This window comes from Candidatus Mycobacterium wuenschmannii, from assembly GCF_030252325.1.
GTDB lineage: Bacteria > Actinomycetota > Actinomycetes > Mycobacteriales > Mycobacteriaceae > Mycobacterium > Mycobacterium wuenschmannii.
On record NZ_CP126981.1, the window covers coordinates 1,303,032 to 1,320,081 of the forward strand.

A 17,050-nucleotide genomic window follows, 5' to 3' on the forward strand; every position below is an offset into this window, starting at 1 on the left:
CCGCCAATTATCGTGGCGCGGGTGGTTGCCCCGTCCGTCTCCGACCTGCGCGCGCGCCTCGACGGTCTGACCCTGCGAGACGCCGCGCGGTTCGGCCGGCGGTTACGAGGTATCCGCGGCGCCGATCCTGCGAAACTGGCCAAGCTCGCCGACCAGATCACCGCCGCGGAAAGCCTCGTGGTCGCGCGTCGAGCCACCGTCCCGACGATTGGCTATCCGGCGCTTCCGATCAGTGAACGGCGTCAGGAGATCGCCGACGCGCTGCGCAATCACCAAGTGGTCGTGGTCGCCGGCGAAACCGGGTCTGGGAAGACGACCCAGTTGCCCAAGATCTGCCTCGACATCGGCCGCGGCGTGCGGGGGATGATCGGGCACACCCAGCCCCGCCGGCTTGCGGCCCGTACCGTGGCGCAGCGCATCGCCGACGAAGTGGGCAGCCCGCTCGGCGAAACCGTCGGCTACACAGTCCGATTCAACGATCAGGTCGGCGACCGCACCCTGGTCAAACTCATGACCGACGGCATCCTGCTCGCCGAAATTCAGCGCGACCGTCGCCTGATGCGCTACGACACGCTGATCATCGACGAGGCCCACGAGCGCAGCCTCAACGTCGACTTCCTGCTCGGCTACCTCCGCGACCTGCTGCCGCGGCGGCCCGAACTGAAGGTGATCGTCACGTCGGCGACGATCGAACCGCAACGCTTCGCGGCGCATTTCGGGGGCGCCCCCGTGATCGAGGTGTCCGGCCGCACGTACCCCGTCGAAGTACGTTACCGGCCGCTGGAAGTGCCGGTTACGCTTGCGGCACAGGAGGATCCGGACGACCCAGACGACGAGATCGTGCGAACCGAAACCCGCGACGAGATCGAGGCAATCGTCGACGCCATCCACGAACTCGAATCAGAGCCACCGGGCGATGTCTTGGTCTTCTTGTCCGGCGAGCGCGAAATACGCGACACCGCTGAGGCTTTGAGCGCACTGAAGAATACCGAAGTATTGCCGCTGTATGCCCGGTTGCCGACGGCGGAGCAGCAAAGAGTGTTCGCGCCGCACACCGGACGCCGTGTGGTGCTGGCAACCAACGTCGCCGAGACATCCCTGACGGTGCCCGGCATCCGGTACGTCGTCGACCCCGGCACCGCACGCATCTCGCGGTTCAGTCGCCGACTGAAGGTGCAGCGCCTGCCGATCGAGCCGATATCGCAGGCCTCCGCCGCTCAACGGGCCGGCCGGTGCGGGCGAGTCGCTCCCGGAGTCTGCATCCGCCTGTATTCCGAGCAGGATTACACCACGCGTCCGCGCTTCACCGATCCCGAGATCCTGCGGACGAACCTGGCCGCGGTGCTGTTGCAGATGGCGGCGCTGGAATTGGGGGACGTGGAGGAATTTCCCTTCTTGGACCCGCCGGACCGACGCAGCATCCGCGACGGCGTGCAATTGCTGCAGGAACTGAGTGCGTTCGATCGACAGGGCGACATCACCGACCTCGGCCGCCGACTGGCCCGCCTGCCCGTCGACCCGAGGCTCGCGCGGATGATCCTGGCGGCCGACACCGAGGCGTGCGTGCGCGAAATCCTGGTGGTGGCCGCGGCATTGACAATCCCCGACCCTCGCGAACGCCCCACCGACCGTGAAGCGGCGGCCCGCCAGAGCCATGCCCGATTCACCGACGAGCACTCCGACTTCATGTCGTATCTGAACCTCTGGCGTTATCTGCGTGAGCAGCGAAACACTCTATCGGGCAGTGCGTTTCGGCGGATGTGTCGTAACGAGTTTCTGCACTACCTGCGCATCCGGGAGTGGCAGGATCTGGTCGGCCAACTTCGCAGCATCGCCCGCGACCTCGGGATCGCCGAAAGCGACGAGCCGGCGGATGCTGGCCGGGTCCACGCTGCGCTGCTGGCGGGGTTGCTGTCGCACGTGGGAATGCGCCGCGAGGACGCGAGCGAGTATCTGGGAGCGCGCAATTCGCGGTTCGTACTCGTGCCGGGATCGGCGCTTGCCAAGCGTCCGCCACGCTGGGTCGTCGTCGCCGAGTTGGTCGAGACCAGCCGACTCTTCGGTCGAACCGCCGCGCGGGTTCAGCCCGAGATCGTGGAGCGCAGCGCGGGGGAGTTGGTGCAACGCAGCTACAGCGAACCGCATTGGGACGCAAAGCGCGGTGAGGTGATGGCCTTCGAACGAGTCACGCTGTACGGCCTTCCTCTGGTGGCGCGCCGTCGCACCGGCTACGCCCGGATCGAACCGGCGGTGGCGCGGGATCTGTTCATCAGGCACGCGCTGGTCGACGGAGACTGGCAGACTCGCCATCACTTCTTCCGCGACAACGCCGCACTGCGCGCCGAACTCGAGGAACTGGAGGAGCGGGCGCGCCGGCGCGACCTCCTGGTCAGCGACGACGACGTCTTCGCGTGGTACGACAGTCGCATCCCCGCCGACGTCGTCTCGGCACGTCATTTCGACGGGTGGTGGCGCAAGCAACGACACGAGACACCGGCGCTACTCACCTTCACTCGCGACGCCCTGTTGCGCACCGTCGACGACGCGGACACCGACCGCCCGGATACCTGGCGGAGCGGCGACGTCCGGCTTCCGTTGACCTACCGCTTCGAACCGGGCGCGACCGATGACGGCGTGACTGTCCATGTCCCGATCGACGTGCTTGCCCGACTGGGCGGCGACGAGTTCGCCTGGCAGGTGCCGGCGCTGCGCGAGGAGCTGGTCACGGGTCTCATCAAGTCTCTCCCGAAAGAGTTGCGCCGCAACTTCGTTCCTGCACCGGACACCGCGCGAGCGGTGCTTGCCACGATCGACACCGAGCAGGAACCGTTGCTGGCGGCTTTACAACGCGAATTGCAGCGCCGCAGCGGCATTCTGGTGCCGATCGACGCGTTCGATCTCGATAAACTTCCCGCACATCTGCGAGTGACGTTCGCCGTCGAGTCACCCGAAGGCACGGAGCTGGCCCGCGGCAAGGACTTGGCCGCATTGCAGGAGCGGCTGGCGGCGCCGGCCCGACAGGCCGTCGCGACAGCGCTGGCGAGCGATGTCGAACGAAAAGGGCTGCGGGACTGGCCGAACGAGCTCGCGGAGTTACCCCGCGTCATCGAGCGCGTTGTCGACGGACGCGCGGTCCGCGGATTCCCCGGCTTCATCGACACCGGTAACGCCGTCGACCTACGCGTCTTCACGACGTCCGCCCAGCAGCAACAGGCGGCGCGCGCCGGCCTGCGCCGTCTCCTACGTTTGACCATTTCGATGTCACCGAAAAGCGTTGAACGGCAACTCGACCCACGCACCAAGTTGCTGCTGGGCACCAATCCCGATGGGTCGCTGCACGCCTTGATCGACGACTGCGTAGAGGCGGCGGTCGACGCGTCGATCGCCGGACCGGTGTGGACTCACGACGAGTTCGTCGCCCTTCGTGAACTGGTGGCCGCAAGCCTCCCAGCGGATACCCGGGCCACGATGGCTCGCGTCGAGAAGGTCCTGGCGGCGGCGCAGGAAGCGCGCCTGGCACTGCCTACGCAGGCGTCACCCACCCAGGCGGACGCGGTCGCCGACGTGCATTCACAATTCGATCGCCTGCTCGCGCCGGGCTTTGTCGCCCGCACCGGTAACGCACGCCTCGGCGACCTCACCCGCTACCTGGCCGCGATTCGCCGGCGCCTCGACCAGTTGCCACACGCGACCAACGCCGACCGCGACCGGATGGAGCGCGTGCGCGCGGTCCAGGACGCCTACGACGAGGTTGTCGAAGGGCTACCCGCGGCGCGCCGAACCGACACCGATATCCGCGAGATCGCCTGGCAGATCGAGGAATTACGAGTCAGCCTGTGGGCCCAACAGCTCGGCACACCTCGCCCGGTCAGCGAACAGCGCGTCTACCGGGCGATCGACCAGATCAGCTTCCCGCGCTGAGGATCTTGATCGCGAAGATCAGGCTGTCGCCCTTCTGGATGCCGGCCTGGGGCTGGCCCTCGGGGTAGCCGTCGGCGGAGCTCATCGCGACGGCCACGGTGGAGCCGACCTTCTGTCCGGCGATCGCCTTCTGGAAGCCGGGTACCACGCCGTCGAGGGGGAACTGGGCGGGGGTGCCGCGGTCGTAAGAGCTGTCGAACACCTTTCCATCGCGGCCGTCGACGCCCATGTAGCAGACCGAGACTGTCGCCGCGGGCGCCACCACAGGGCCGTCGCCGGCCTGCAGCGTGTGCACTTGGGTCTCGCCAACGCTGAACGGTTCGGTCACGGTGATCAGTGGTGCGGTCTTGTCCGTCGAACCGGTCACGGCGACACTGCCGGTCGCCCCGCTCACCGTCCACTCCGGCGCACCGCCTGGTGCAGGAGCCTGGGTGGGGCAGCCGGTGTCCGTTGTCGCCGGCGCCTCGGGCGCGGTCATGGCGGGCGCGCTGGCCGGTCCGGTGGACGTGTGCGACGCGGCCGGCTTGTCGGAGCTGCACGCGGCGACCGCGACAACGGCCGATGCGGCGCAGGCGGCGATGCCGGCAGAGGAGCAGATACGCGAGAGGTTCACGGTGGTCACGTTACCTGCGCGCGTGCGGCACGCTCGGCCGGGCCGTCTAGCTGCGAAAGGCAGCCCATGCCCCGGTGCACCACAGCGCCCACACGACAAGGACGGGCTGAAACAGCAGTCGCACGCCACGCGCGAGATCGGAGTCCAATCCGAAAGCATTTGTATGGGTGACGAATTGAGAGAGGTTGCCAGGGAATATCATGATGAAGAAGGCGGCGGCGCTCCATCCGAGGAGCACTCGCCACCGCGTCAGCACCACGAGGCTCGCGCCTAGCAGGATCTCCACGACCCCGGAAGCCACGATGACGAAGTCGGCGTCGAGCGGAAGCCAGTGCGGCACCTGGGCGCGAAACGTGTCGCGCGCAAAGGTCAGATGGCTGATCCCGGCAAAGACTAGGAAGGCGCCGAGCACTACGCGCGCACCGTGGCGGGCGAGGGACAGCTTTACGTTCGTCGCCATGAATCAGCTTGTCGCAAGCACCGTTTGAGCCATCCCCAGGCCCCGAGCACCGCGGTGATACGTCACATCGAACCCAGCGGCGGTGAGCATCCGGGAAAGGCCATCGCCGCAGACGTCCTTGGCGTGCTGCGGTTCCATCACGGCAAGGTAGACATCGCTCAGCAGACCCGCCGGGGGCGGCGGCCGATCGAGATCGACGGTGGCGAACACGCCACCGGGCCGCAGCAGGCGCATCGACTCGGCGATGCCCGCGCTGCGTGCCGGCTCCGGCACTTCGTGTAACCCGAACACCGCCATCACCGCGTCGAACGAGTTGTCGTCGAACGGTAACGCGGCGATGTCGCCGACTTGCAAATCGACGTTCGAAACACGCTGGGCGCGAAGCTTTTTACGGCCGACGCTGATCATCTCCGGCGAGACATCGATTCCGACGATCGAGCTGTCGGGCCGCAGGCGCGCCAACAGCCGCGACGCATAGCCCGTGCCCGCACAAAGCTCCAGGACCCGCGGCGACGAGCCCGAATCGGCGACGAGATCCACGACGCGACGGTGGGGGTGGCCGGGTAGAAGCGGGTTCGCCGCCTCGAGAATTTCGCCGGCCAGCGCGAACTTCACGCGGTTACTCCAGGATGCCGCCATGCACCTCACGGTAGCCACAAAGCGGAGACAACGGTCGCGTCCGCGCGACTACCATCCGTTCATGGCTGAGCCCCCGACCGCCGACGACGGGCACTACCTGCTGATCGACGGCCGCAAGTGGCGAGCCACCGACCCCAAGATTCCACAAGACCGGCGTGACGAGCTGGTACGCATCTTGATGGCCTGGCGTCGAAAGGTGCGCTCCACCAAAGGGACTCCACAGGAGTCGACGGCCCGGGCCGGTGTGCATGCCGCGAAGGTCGCGCTGGGGGAGCGCGGCGCGCCGCCCTGGTGGGAGCAGACCGACGCGCAACGCGCCGCCCGATGGCAGGCCTCGGTTCCCGAACCGGATTAGACCGATGTTTCGAACATCCGTGCGAAGGTTACTCCCTGTCCGGAGGTGATCGCACGATGAGCGACAACACGCAACAAGCGCCGAACGAGACGGCGGAGAAAGACCCGGCGGACTGGGTGACCGGCGATGAGCCGATGACGGGGCCGCAGCGCAGCTACCTGCACACACTCGCTCAGGAAGCCGGGCGCGAGGTGCCCGACGGTCTCAGCAAGGCCGACGCGTCAAGCCTGATCGACGAGTTGCAGCACAGCACCGGGCGCGGCGCGGAATAGGGGATTTATGCCTTTGACATGAATCCCGTCAACGTCGTTGATAACGACAACCATTGTCATTTAGCGTGGCGGCGACCCGATAGCTTGTCCAGCCCAGGAGTTGCCGGAGATGACGTCGCCTGCCGCAGGCACCCTGCTGTCCGCACCAATCTGGATGGCCTCGCCGCCTGAGGTGCATTCGGCGCTGTTGAGTAGCGGGCCGGGGCCGGCCTCGTTGTTCGCCGCAGCGGCGGCGTGGCGGTCGATGAGCGTCGAGTACGCCTCGGTTGCCGAGGAACTCGCCGAGGTTCTGGCCTCGACGCAGGCGGCGGCCTGGCAGGGGCCCAGTGGGGAGTCCTACGTGTCGGCGCACGCCCCGTACCTCGCGTGGCTGACGCGGGCCAGTGCGGACAGCGCCGCGTCCGCGACGCAGCACGAGACAGCGGCGACGGCCTACACCGGAGCGCTCGCCGCGATGCCGACGTTGCCGGAGCTGGCCACCAACCATGTTGTCCATGGAGCGCTGATTGCGACGAACTTCTTCGGCATCAACACGATTCCGATTGCCGTCAACGAAGCCGACTACGTGCGCATGTGGGTTCAGGCCGCCACCACCATGACGACCTATCAAGCGGTGGCAGATGCGGCCGTGGCCGCCGCGCCCCTGACCGACGAACCGCCGCCGATCCTGCGGGCCGATGCCACCGACCCGCACGATCATGACCACGACGACCACGACGACGGCGAACACCACGGAGACGAGGACGATCACCATGACCACGAGCATGGGTTCGACAGCCCACTGAATCAGTTCGTCGCGGAGATCCTGCGTCTTGGTGGAATCAATTGGGATCCGGCCGAGGGGACCCTCAACGGATTGCCGTTCGAGGACTATGCCAGCCCCTCGGATCCGCTGTGGTGGACCGCGCGATCACTCGAATTGTTCTCCGATTTCCAGCAATTCGGGAACCTGCTCGCGGAGAACCCGACGGCCGCCTTCGAGTTTGTCTCCGAACTCGTGCTGTTCGACTACCCGACGCATCTCGCGCAGCTGACGAGTTGGCTCCCGGCGCAACCACAGTTGTTCGTCGCGCCGTTCGTCCTTGCGGTTGCTCCGTTCGGCGCGCTGAGCGGTCTTGCGGGTCTGGCAGGCGTGACGCCGCCACCCCCCGCGCCGGTGCTTGTACAGCCCGCCCCGCCCGTGTTGGCGGTGGCCGGGGCCACGGTACTGCCGGGTGCGGCCCCGACTGCGTTCTCGAGCGCTAGCCCGACGACGGCGCCCGCGCCGGCCAGCACCGCGACCGCCCCGGCGTCACCGGCGCCGCTGGCCGCGAATGCATCCCCACCGTTTCCGCCTTATGCCGTCGCCCCACCGGCTATCGGGTTCGGTGCCAAGAACAGCGCAGCCGCTGCGGCCGGGGCGAAACGACCTGCACCGGAAGCCGATTCGGCTGCGGTGGCAGCGGCGACGACGGCACGCAAAGCGGCGCGCACGCGACGACGCCAACAGCTGCGGCGCCACGACAACGCCGACGAGTTCATGGACATGAATGTCGACGTCGCCCCGGAATGGGAGAGGCCTGCGCCCACCGGCTCCGAAAGAGGTTCCGGCACAATGGGCTTCAGTGGTGTAGCAACCAAGAGTGCTGCCACGGCGGCGGGCTTGGCGACCATTGCCGGCGACGAGTTCGGCGACAGCCCTCGCATGCCGATGATCCCGAGCGGCTGGAACCCGGCCGACGACACTGAACGCTAGGGCCGCTCAGCGTCGCCTCCGTTCGTCACCGGACGTTCGGTAGGCCAGTGGACCGCTCCATATACGTGGAATCGGGCGCCGCGAAGCCAAATTTTTCGTAGAGGCCGTGTGCGTCGGCGGTGTGCAGCATCCATCGGAAGTCGCGGCCCGGCCCGTCGTCGATCATTGCCCGCAGCAGCCCTTGTCCGATTCCGCCACCGCGTTCGTTGCGGGACACGTACACATCGGCGAGGTAGGCCATGGCCGCTCCGTCCGAAAACGCGCGGCAGAACCCGACCATGGCGCCATCGACGGCTCGATATGCGCCGACCACCCGCCAGGCACAGTCGAGTTGCCGGTCGAACATCTCGCGGGTGCGGTACTTCGCCCAATACGTGTGCTCGGTCAATTCGGTCCACAGCCAGTCGCGGTCCAACCGTGCCGGATCTGTCGAGAACTCGACGGTGGGCAACGCGGTCACCATTCAGCAATTGCAGCACGGCGCACTGCGGGTTCGGCTCCTGCGTCTTGCACGTGCCCTGTGACCACGTCGTAAGGTCGTTCGGAGGTACGAAGGCTATGCAGAGCAATACGCGAGAGGAAGCTCATGAGAACGGTCGGATACCGCAACGCGTCAATCGTCGGCCTGGTCGCCGCCGCGCTGATCACTGCAGGTTGCAGCAGCAGCAACAAGAGCGTCGACGCCTCCGCACCGCCTCACACGGCGGCGAGCGCCACGTCGACGTCGACATCGCAAGCGCAGCCCGCGGAGGTGAAGCTGATCGGGGAGAGTGGCGCAGAGGTGACGCTCACCGGCCCGATCGCAGCCAAGTACTCATCGGCGACCCAAAGCCAGAAAGATGCCCTCGGCAAGGCGTTGACGGGTGACCACAACGCGGGCACACGCCAGAGCGGCCTGATATTCCAGCAGTTCGAGGGCGGCGCCATCACCGCCAAGAACGACGAGCCCGGCACGCCCGCCTACATCACGACGGGCAAGGTCCGCGAGGCCTGGAACGTCCAACGTGCCCCGGACGGTACACCGGCGGTCACGGGCGAAAACGGCTCTGCAGGCCCGTTGGGGTTTCCGACGAGCGACGTGAACGCGGTCGGCGATCAATTGGTGTCGACTTTCGAGCACGGCAAGATCGCGTACACCCCGACGACCGGTGCGGTCGAAGTGACGGTGAACGACAAGGTCGTGCCCTCGGGCCTGTGACGCGAAAAGCCTTGAAATGCAGATTAATTGGCTCGGCATCATCATCGCCATCGTCGTGGGGATGGCGGTCGCGGGCGCGTGGTACGGAAAGCTGTTCCTAACCACCTGGTCGCGCTTGACCGGCATCACGGCGGAGCAATCCGAGGCGTTCAGGCGACGGAATATGGCCCAACTGTTGATCGCCAACACCATCACCGCCATCGGCCTGGGAAGCGCCATCGGGGTCACCCATACGGCGACCGGCAGTCGCGCGGTGTGGCTCGCCGTCCTTGTGGGCGCTGCGGCCTGGTTGGCGTTTTCTGCCACAACGTTGCTTCAGCACAACGCATTTGAATTGAAGCCACCTCGACTGACCGTCCTCAACAGCGCGTACCAACTCACGCTGTTCCTCGCGATGGCACTCGCCATCGGGGTCACTCCCGGCATTGGCTGAACTGCAGGACGGCTGAGGCGACTTGACCTGGGTGTTCCTCGTGCACAAGCAATTTGGCGTCCGGAATCACGGTCAGTTCAGCGGCGGGGGAGAACTGCTCTGCCATCTCGCGGGCCAGGTCGACGGGGAAGAACGGGTCGTCGGCTCCCCAGATCATGTGCACCGGCGCCGACAGCTCGCGGTGGGTAATCCGGAAATTGTCGACGACATTCCAGTCGAAACCGAGCAGATATCGACGTACGCCCTCTCGTCGTCGCCGGTTCATGACGAGTGGCTCGACGACGCACCGGAAGAAATCGTCGTCGAGCAACTTCCGGTCGGCGAACACGTCACCGAACGTCGCGCGGGACACCAGAAACGGTCGCCAACGAGTCAAGGGACGCAGCAATTCCGTCGAACCGGGAATGCGCGCCAGCGCGGTGTAGAGGGGGATGAGCTGCGGTCGGTGGCCGGGCATTTCGGTATTGAGCAGAATCAGCCGCTCGACGCGCTCTGGATCGCTCAGGCACAGCAGCCGTGCGAGAGTCCCACCGCTGTCCTGACCCAACACCGTGTAGGACCGAACGCCGAGTGTGTCGACGAACTGGCGAATCGTGAGCGCTTGCGACGGGAAATGAAAGTCGAAATTGCTGTGCCATTCGGACGCGCCGAGGCCTGGAGTGTCAGGATCGTAGCAGGTGAAGTGGCGCGCCAGGTGCGGCACGAGGTGCCGATAGCTCAAGCTGGACAACGGGAAACCGTGTAGCAATAGCAGCGCCGGCCCGTCGCCGAATTTGCGGTAGGCGATCTGAGCGCGGTCGACCTGGGCGAATTGCAGCGGCTGCGCGAGGAATTGTTCGGTGATAGTCGTATTCATGTCTCCGAAAATGCCTGCTAGGCAGCTGCCATGGCGATCCCGAAAGGTGCCAGACACTGCCAGCAGCCGATCTAGCCCACGATCGCCCGCGCCGCGCGCTCGGCGATGAGCATCACGGGCGCGTTGGTGTTGCCCGACGTGATCGAGGGCATCGCCGACGCGTCGACGACGCGGAGACCGGCGACGCGATAGACGCGGCAGTCGGTGTCGAGCACGGTGGCGGACGCCCGCGGTCGGCCATGGGCGTCGAAGGCTCCCATCGCGCAGGTTCCCACCGGGTGGAAGATCGTCGTGCCCAGTTCGCCGGCCGCCTTCTGCAACTCGTCGTCGCTCGTTAACTGCGGACCGGGGAGCAGCTCCTGCGGGCGATAGCGGGCGAGCGCCGGCGCCGCCATGATCTGCCGCGTTTTCCGCAGGCCGCGCACGGCGGTGAGGAGGTCGGCGTCGGTCGACAGGTAGTTGCAGGAAATTTTCGGACTGACCTGCGGGTCCGCGCTGGCCATCCGCACGAGACCCCGCGAAGTGGGCCGCAGATTGCAGACCGAGGGAGTGATCGCGCCGAAATGATGCAGCGGTTCGCCGAACTTCGGCAATGACAGGGGCTGAACGTGCCACTCCATGTCAGAGCTGGACAACGCGGGGTCGCTCTTGGCGAACGCCCCGAGCGTTGAGGGTGGCATGGTCATAGGACCGGATCGCATGGTGAGGTACTGAAGTCCCATGCCGCCGCGGGTGATCAAGTTCCGGTACAGCGTGTTGACGGTCCGGGCGCCCCGCACTTGATAGATCGTCCGTATCTGCAAGTGGTCCTGGAGGTTTTCGCCAACACCGGGCAGATCGACGGCTACCGGCACCTGATGCTGGGCGAGCAGCCCGGCCGGGCCGAGACCGGACACCTGCATCAGATGCGGCGATCCGATACTGCCGGCGCTCAGGACCACCTCTCGGCGGGCGTGGACGTCAATGGTGTTGCCGCCCTTGAGTAACCGAACGCCGGTGACGCGGTGCTGCGCCGTGGTCCAGGCCCCTCGGCGCTGGTCTTCGTGAACCTGGTCGTCCATCAGAAGGCGCAATGCCTGCGCCTTCGTGTACACGGTGAGATTCCGCCGGTGGGCGATGGGATGCAAGAATGCGTCGGCCATCGACCAGCGCCGACCACGCCGTTGGTTGACATGGAAGTACGCGGAGCCGGCGTTGTCGCCGCGGTTGAATTCCTCGATCGGAGAGATGCCCACCTGGGCGGCGGCGGCCTGCCAGGCATCCAGGATCTTCCACCGCACCCGCGGCCGCTCGACCCGGATCTCACCGCCGGCGCCGTGCCACTCGTCGGCTCCACCGAAGTAGTCTTCCAACTCCTTATAGATCCCCAGGGTTTCGCCGGGAGAGTCCGGGCCGCCCCAGAGCCAGCGATCGTCGCCGGTCGTCTGGGCCCACATGTCGTAATCGCTTGCCTGGCCACGCATGTGGATCATCGCGTTGATCGATGAGCTGCCGCCGATAACCCGGCCACGCGCGTAGTGAATGCTGCGACCGGCCAGACCGAGGTCGGCCTCGGTAGTGAAGCACCAGTCGGTGCGCGGGTTGGCAATCGTATAGAGGTAACCCACCGGCACTTTGATCCAGAACCAGTCGTCCTTGCCGCCGGCCTCGATCAGGAGCACGCGGTGATCGGGGTTGGCGCTCAGCCGGTTCGCCAGCAGGCAGCCCGCGCTGCCTGCTCCCACGATGATGAAGTCGAATTCGGGCACCGGGCTCATTTGAAAATGATTGTGGCACAGCTAAAGACTGCGATGGCTTTGGATGTAGGGCTAACGTGCAGATTTCTCATCGGACGTACCGACTTCTCAAACCACGACGAAATGCGCCGTGTCGACGCGGCACTGCACACGTCCTCGATCTGTGAACGCAGGGCAATACTAACTACGCGTGTTTGGCCGAACGTCGGCATCGCTCTGAGCAATACGTGACCTGATCCCATTGGCCGCGGTTGCGCCACTTCTTACGGTTGGCAAACGGACGTCCACACACGACACACGTCTTGGTTTCCGAAGAGCGTTGCACCGCCTGGTTATACCCGCCGACGCGGCTCTCGTATCGATTCCGTCAGCGTCTTTGGAGGTGAAGACGCTATGCAGACCGCGTGCCGGCCCCGCTGCGGTCGCACGATTCGCGCGTAACATCGGAACCATCAACAGGGGAGGTACCGATGCGGTCTTACATGACCCGCTCGCTCGTTGTCACGTCTGCTGCAATGTTCGCCTTCGGCTTCTGTAGTGCCGTCGCCGCAGCCGACCCAGCTCCGGGATCTTCGTGCGGCCAAGACAAGGTGATCACATCGATCAATACCTGCGAGCCGCTCAACTCGTCCTGCACCGGCTACGACAGCATGGTCATCGGCCGCGTGGCGGCGAGCGGGCGGTGCGTGATTCCCGGGCTCGACGGCACCAGCTGGTAGCGGGCGAGGGTAGGTCGGGTGCCGACCTTTCGCGGCATACCTGACTTGACATAATGTCGCTTATCGGCACAATCCTGACGTGCGATAAGCCGGTGAACACCGACAGAATGCCCTCTGACCTCGGTCATCTTCCGCTCGCCTCTTCGGGTTGCGCAGGTTCAACCGCAGCCGTGAACCCGCCGGCGGCCTAGGGCCCACGGCCGATCCGACCAGATCGCACGCTCGAGGTGCCGACCTGTCGCCGGCCGACCCCGATCGGCAACCTCCGACCCCCAACTTCGCGAGCGGCCCGTTACACCATCAATACGTCACAGTGACGTTTTTATGGTGCGCGTCTGCGTCGCAGCAGCGCCAAAATCAGTTGCGGGACAAGCGACTTCGGCATATCGGCGCACCCACGGCCTGGTTGCGTGAAGCAATTTCTAAATTGGCTGATTTAATCGACGCGAAAGTGCTTGACTGGCCAGGAACCCGTCGTCTCGGAGGTAATGAGCAGTGACAACTATCGATCGTCCGCTGAGCACCAACGAGCAACTCGTCCTGGACTTCGTCCACGCCGCCTATGGGCAGGCGATGAACGTGGATGCAATGACAGCCCTACTGCACGAGGATTTCGAGTGGCAACTGAACGTGCCGCTGTCACCAGTCGTGCACGGCCGCGAGGCAGCTAAGGCGGCACTGGCGCAGCAGTCCGGCATGTCGTCCGGCATGGTCGACGGCAGCGAGATCCGCTCCGTGGTGTCAACGGGCGATACGGTCGTCGTGGAACGAGTCGACGTGAACATGATCGGCGAAACCCCGGTGAAGTTCTTCGTGGCGGCCATCTTCGAGGTTCGCGACGGACTCATCTCCTGCTGGCGCGAATACTGGGACACCGCCCACATCGCCAAGCAACTCGGCATCGATCCGCTGCTGATGTTCGATCAACTCGAGTCGTGATCCAGCCGTCTCCCCCGTGCCAACCGCCACTCCCCACTCGTGAAACGTCACAGTGACGTTTCACTCCCAACTGCCCCGCCAATGACAAGCCTTGCTGCACAGCACCTTTAACCGGTAATCGACCGCGGCAGCTAAGCTCAGACGACACGGGAACCGTCGGACTGGTTCTCCTACGGGAAATGAGCGACGATGCCACCAGCCCGCTCGACGCGCATCCGTCAGTGCAGCAAGGCATTCCACATCTTGGCGGCAGTGCTGATCGCTACGGCGGTGTGCAGCTGCAGCGGGCACGGCAGTTCATCGGCCAACCACTCGGCCACCAGCACGACCGCCAAGGGCACCGAAACCTCTCTGGACACCAAGAGCTACAGGCTGACTGTCAATGACGCTTCCGGTTCCGTCACCATCGCGCCGTCGTCCCAAGATCCACCGAAGGCGCAGTCGTACTTGGCAATTGCGGCGCCCGGCGCCACGGTCGAACTGCCCGGCGGCAAACAACCTTCGGGGCCGCTCACGCTGACTTACGACTTTCACGGCAAGCCGCTGCCGTTCAAGCCGGGACAATTGCCGGCCGTCGTGGCGCTGTCGGAGGGCACAACCGAACCCGAAGTACTGCCGTCGCACTGGGACTCGGAGCGACAGATTCTGACCGCTCAGACGACCCATCTGAGTGGATTCTTTCCGTTCACCATCGACGTGAACGCCTTGGGGCGTCAGGTAACGCAAGCGCTGAACGGCTATCTCGGGCTCTCGTCACCGCAACCGGCATGCGTCGGGAAGGCTCTCGTCGTCGACGACACGACGTACACCCTGGATCCGACGACCGTGCCGGCGGCGTGGCCGTGCCTGTCGCGCAACGGAAATGACGTCAGTGTCGACCTGGTGTCCAACTCGCCGTTGGGCTGGGTCGTCCGCTCGCGGCCGGTGTCGACGAATCAAGGACCTGAGTTCGCACCCGACGTTTCCCAGTGGATCGACTCGGCTTTCTACCAGACGGTGTTCGCGCCGAGCGTCGGCGACGGCACTGTGTTGCTGCCGGGCGGTACGACGCATCTTCAATTCGGCCTGACCAGCCCGCCCGAGCTGATCGGACTTCGCGCCGACCCGGGTGTCACGTTGATCAACGGATTCCTGCTGGGAATGCACGCAATGTACCCGGGCGCAAAGGTTTTCGACATTCCCGGTGTCGTCAGCTGTCTGAAGCCCTTCACCACCATCGCGGGCGAGACGATTCCATCGGGTGCCGACCTCGGCGGCCGGATGCGGCCGCTGATCGACTGCGTCACCAGTGGCACGGACGCGGTGTCCACCAACCCCATTGCCGACGCTGGTCGTTGGGCCGGCAACATCGCGACCAAGAGCCTGAATGCGGTGTTGTCACTGGGCCCCGATATCGCCAACCAGTTGGCCGCCACCCTGAGCGGCTTTTTCGGCGAATTCACCGGGCAGAACACCGAAACCATCAACGTCCGCACCGACAAACGCGCCACACCTGTCGCATCCGGACCCGCCACGTTGACTCTGTCGACCAAAGGACTCGAGGCCGGCGGCGGATTGATGATCGGGCCCAACCACTACAAATTCAGCCCCAAATCCCATGACAAGAAAGGGTATTACGTCGATCTGTCATACCGATGGACGATCGATCGGCCCGAAAACAGCGACTTGGGCTACTGCAAGGGCCACATCACCGTCACCGACAGTTCCGGCGCCACCGTGTACCGGGAAGACGACGACGGCTTCAACGCCTGCCAGGGTGGCGGTGGCTGGGGTGCTCACATCAAGCTCTACAACGCGGGCACATACACCGTCAGCGCCGCCATCGACATGGAGCGCGGACCGACGCTGCACGGAACGGTGCAATTCACCGTCGATCCGCTCTAGTGCGCGGCGGCAACACCGACAGCCACGTATCCGGGAGCAACTCGAGCAGCTGACCATCGGGATCGCGAATCATCGCCGACTGCTCGGACACGGTGTCGTCGACGACGGTGCCACCGAATTCCGAGACCCGCGAGAGGACCCCGGCGAGATCGGACACCGACAGCGAGATGTGGGTCAGCCCAGCCTGATCCATCACGCGGTCCGACCCGGCCCGCAACACCCGGTGCGAGTAGGCCAGCAGTTCGAGCACCAGGCCGTCGCGCACGAGGTACGTCGCGTGCAGTCCGATCGGCTCGTTCAGTTGCAACAGTTGGCCGGTGCCCTCGTCGGGTGGCGTGAGCTCCCACCAGAAGTCGAAGCCGAGCAGGCCCTCATAGAAGCGGCGCGATCGAGCGGTGTCGGACACACACAGGCCGACGTGATTGAAAACCGTTCGCTGACCGGCCATTGCAACCTCCTGCGGATGGGCTCCGCCCTACGGGATCCTCAGTGGGAACGGGCTGTTGGCGAAGTCGATTTGGGCGGCCGGATTCGCGACCGCCGTCGTCATGCCGGAGCCGAAAGCGCCTGACCGATCGAACAGTGTCGCGGTTCCGACCGCCACCCCGTCCTCGGCCCAATGCGAATCAGCCTGCACACCAATCCATTCCCCGATCGGTAATCGCGCCAATCCGACGGTCAGATCGCCGTTGATATAGCCGATGCCCTCGGTGCCGAGGTTTGTCACCAGGCTGGTCGACTCCGCGGCCATCACGGCTCGGACGAACGGTGAATTGGGTTGTCCCGCGACAATGTCGATGGCGCTGTTGTAGAAGCGCTTTCGAGAGGCGTTCTGGTGTTCACCCGGCGAGCGACTCCATTCGACCGCGTCGCTGTGCACCGCGGTCATCGCCCCGTCCTCCAGCGGCGGCGGAAACGGGAACACCATCGGCACGCTCCACAATTCGCCGGGCGGTGCCGTCGATCGCCGGTATTGCAGCAAGCTGGCGCGTGCGATCAACCGCCCGTCCTGCGCGATATCGCACTCCGCGCTGCGGACCCGCCGACCGTCGCGAATCACCCGCACACTCACCGCGGTGGGAAGCCCGCGAGCGGCGCGAAACAGATCGACCGTCAACCGACTCGCCATGAAATCCGGTGACCCGCAATCTCTTTCGAGCGCCTGAGCGGCCAGACCGACGACGGCGGGCCCGTTGAGATGATCGTCGCCCCAGTGGCTGCCCGCGAATTGGGTCGGCTCGAATTCGCCGTTTTCGGACCGGGTGAAGTGTGCCGGGTTCACAGCCGCCG

18 protein-coding genes are annotated in these 17,050 nt (G+C 65.4%); 9 read left to right on the forward strand and 9 right to left on the reverse strand.

Translation table 11 applies throughout. The features are described from left to right. The first annotated feature begins 12 nt into the window (after positions 1-12). On the forward strand, positions 13-3,921 hold the full coding sequence (gene hrpA, locus PT015_RS06340) for an ATP-dependent RNA helicase HrpA (protein WP_390887941.1): 3,909 nt from the start codon (positions 13-15) through the stop codon (positions 3,919-3,921). Here hrpA and PT015_RS06345 read toward each other — a convergent pair. The 3 genes from PT015_RS06345 to PT015_RS06355 are packed head-to-tail and all read right to left on the reverse strand — an operon-like array spanning position 3,905 to position 5,633. After that, a complete protein-coding gene (locus PT015_RS06345; RefSeq protein ID WP_285189656.1) occupies positions 3,905-4,534 on the reverse strand; it encodes an FKBP-type peptidyl-prolyl cis-trans isomerase in 630 nt (209 codons plus the stop codon). The two genes, hrpA and PT015_RS06345, sit on opposite strands and share 17 nt — an antisense overlap. A 46-nt stretch (positions 4,535-4,580) precedes the next feature. Next, positions 4,581-4,994 (reverse strand): DoxX family protein, encoded by a 414-nt coding sequence (locus PT015_RS06350; RefSeq protein ID WP_285189658.1) that lies wholly within the window; start codon positions 4,992-4,994, stop codon positions 4,581-4,583. A 3-nt stretch (positions 4,995-4,997) separates the two neighbouring features. After that, positions 4,998-5,633, reverse strand: a complete 636-nt coding sequence (locus PT015_RS06355; RefSeq protein WP_285189659.1) for a class I SAM-dependent methyltransferase — start codon at positions 5,631-5,633, stop codon at positions 4,998-5,000. Between the two features lie 61 nt (positions 5,634-5,694). Between PT015_RS06355 and PT015_RS06360 the strand changes: the two genes are divergently transcribed. From PT015_RS06360 to PT015_RS06370, 3 genes are all read left to right on the forward strand, one after another. Next, positions 5,695-5,988 (forward strand): hypothetical protein, encoded by a 294-nt coding sequence (locus tag PT015_RS06360; RefSeq protein WP_285189660.1) that lies wholly within the window; start codon positions 5,695-5,697, stop codon positions 5,986-5,988. Positions 5,989-6,044: 56 nt separating this feature from the next. Beyond that, positions 6,045-6,260, forward strand: coding sequence for a DUF3072 domain-containing protein (locus tag PT015_RS06365; RefSeq protein WP_285189661.1), 216 nt, complete (start codon positions 6,045-6,047; stop codon positions 6,258-6,260). A gap of 136 nt (positions 6,261-6,396) precedes the next feature. Beyond that, positions 6,397-7,995 carry a PPE family protein gene (locus tag PT015_RS06370; protein ID WP_285190961.1) on the forward strand — a complete coding sequence of 533 codons (1,599 nt, stop codon included), beginning with the start codon at positions 6,397-6,399 and terminating at the stop codon, positions 7,993-7,995. 25 nt (positions 7,996-8,020) lie between these two features. Here the strand turns inward: PT015_RS06370 and PT015_RS06375 are convergent, their stop codons facing one another. Next, positions 8,021-8,458 carry a GNAT family N-acetyltransferase gene (locus PT015_RS06375; protein WP_285189663.1) on the reverse strand — a complete coding sequence of 146 codons (438 nt, stop codon included), beginning with the start codon at positions 8,456-8,458 and terminating at the stop codon, positions 8,021-8,023. A 123-nt stretch (positions 8,459-8,581) separates the two neighbouring features. Between PT015_RS06375 and PT015_RS06380 the strand changes: the two genes are divergently transcribed. Further along, positions 8,582-9,193, forward strand: coding sequence for an LGFP repeat-containing protein (locus PT015_RS06380; protein ID WP_285189665.1), 612 nt, complete (start codon positions 8,582-8,584; stop codon positions 9,191-9,193). A 61-nt stretch (positions 9,194-9,254) separates the two neighbouring features. After that, the gene (locus tag PT015_RS06385) at positions 9,255-9,626 is read left to right on the forward strand and encodes a DUF1761 domain-containing protein (RefSeq protein WP_285189666.1); all 372 of its coding nucleotides are present in this window, start codon (positions 9,255-9,257) and stop codon (positions 9,624-9,626) included. Here the strand turns inward: PT015_RS06385 and PT015_RS06390 are convergent. The 3 genes from PT015_RS06390 to PT015_RS06400 all read right to left on the reverse strand — a co-directional run bounded on the left by PT015_RS06390 (position 9,607) and on the right by PT015_RS06400 (position 12,543). Next, positions 9,607-10,482 (reverse strand): alpha/beta fold hydrolase, encoded by an 876-nt coding sequence (locus PT015_RS06390; protein WP_285189667.1) that lies wholly within the window; start codon positions 10,480-10,482, stop codon positions 9,607-9,609. The two genes, PT015_RS06385 and PT015_RS06390, sit on opposite strands and share 20 nt — an antisense overlap. A gap of 71 nt (positions 10,483-10,553) precedes the next feature. After that, complete coding sequence (locus PT015_RS06395; protein ID WP_285189669.1) at positions 10,554-12,239, reverse strand: GMC family oxidoreductase; 1,686 nt, start codon at positions 12,237-12,239, stop codon at positions 10,554-10,556. Positions 12,240-12,402: 163 nt separating this feature from the next. After that, positions 12,403-12,543, reverse strand: a complete 141-nt coding sequence (locus PT015_RS06400; RefSeq protein ID WP_313825838.1) for a DUF2256 domain-containing protein — start codon at positions 12,541-12,543, stop codon at positions 12,403-12,405. Positions 12,544-12,700: 157 nt separating this feature from the next. Here PT015_RS06400 and PT015_RS06405 point away from each other — a divergent pair, with 157 nt between their 5' ends. From PT015_RS06405 to PT015_RS06415, 3 genes are all read left to right on the forward strand, one after another. Then, positions 12,701-12,937, forward strand: a complete 237-nt coding sequence (locus PT015_RS06405) for a hypothetical protein (protein WP_285189671.1) — start codon at positions 12,701-12,703, stop codon at positions 12,935-12,937. A 495-nt stretch (positions 12,938-13,432) separates the two neighbouring features. Beyond that, a complete protein-coding gene (locus PT015_RS06410) occupies positions 13,433-13,876 on the forward strand; it encodes a nuclear transport factor 2 family protein (RefSeq protein WP_285189673.1) in 444 nt (147 codons plus the stop codon). Between the two features lie 189 nt (positions 13,877-14,065). Next, positions 14,066-15,760, forward strand: a complete 1,695-nt coding sequence (locus tag PT015_RS06415; protein ID WP_285189675.1) for a hypothetical protein — start codon at positions 14,066-14,068, stop codon at positions 15,758-15,760. On the opposite strand, the gene PT015_RS06420 is transcribed toward PT015_RS06415, so the two are convergent. Next, complete coding sequence (locus PT015_RS06420; RefSeq protein WP_285189677.1) at positions 15,741-16,208, reverse strand: VOC family protein; 468 nt, start codon at positions 16,206-16,208, stop codon at positions 15,741-15,743. The genes PT015_RS06415 and PT015_RS06420 overlap by 20 nt on opposite strands. A 27-nt stretch (positions 16,209-16,235) precedes the next feature. Next, a complete protein-coding gene (locus PT015_RS06425; protein WP_285189679.1) occupies positions 16,236-17,042 on the reverse strand; it encodes an acyl-CoA thioesterase domain-containing protein in 807 nt (268 codons plus the stop codon). Positions 17,043-17,050: the final 8 nt, after the last annotated feature.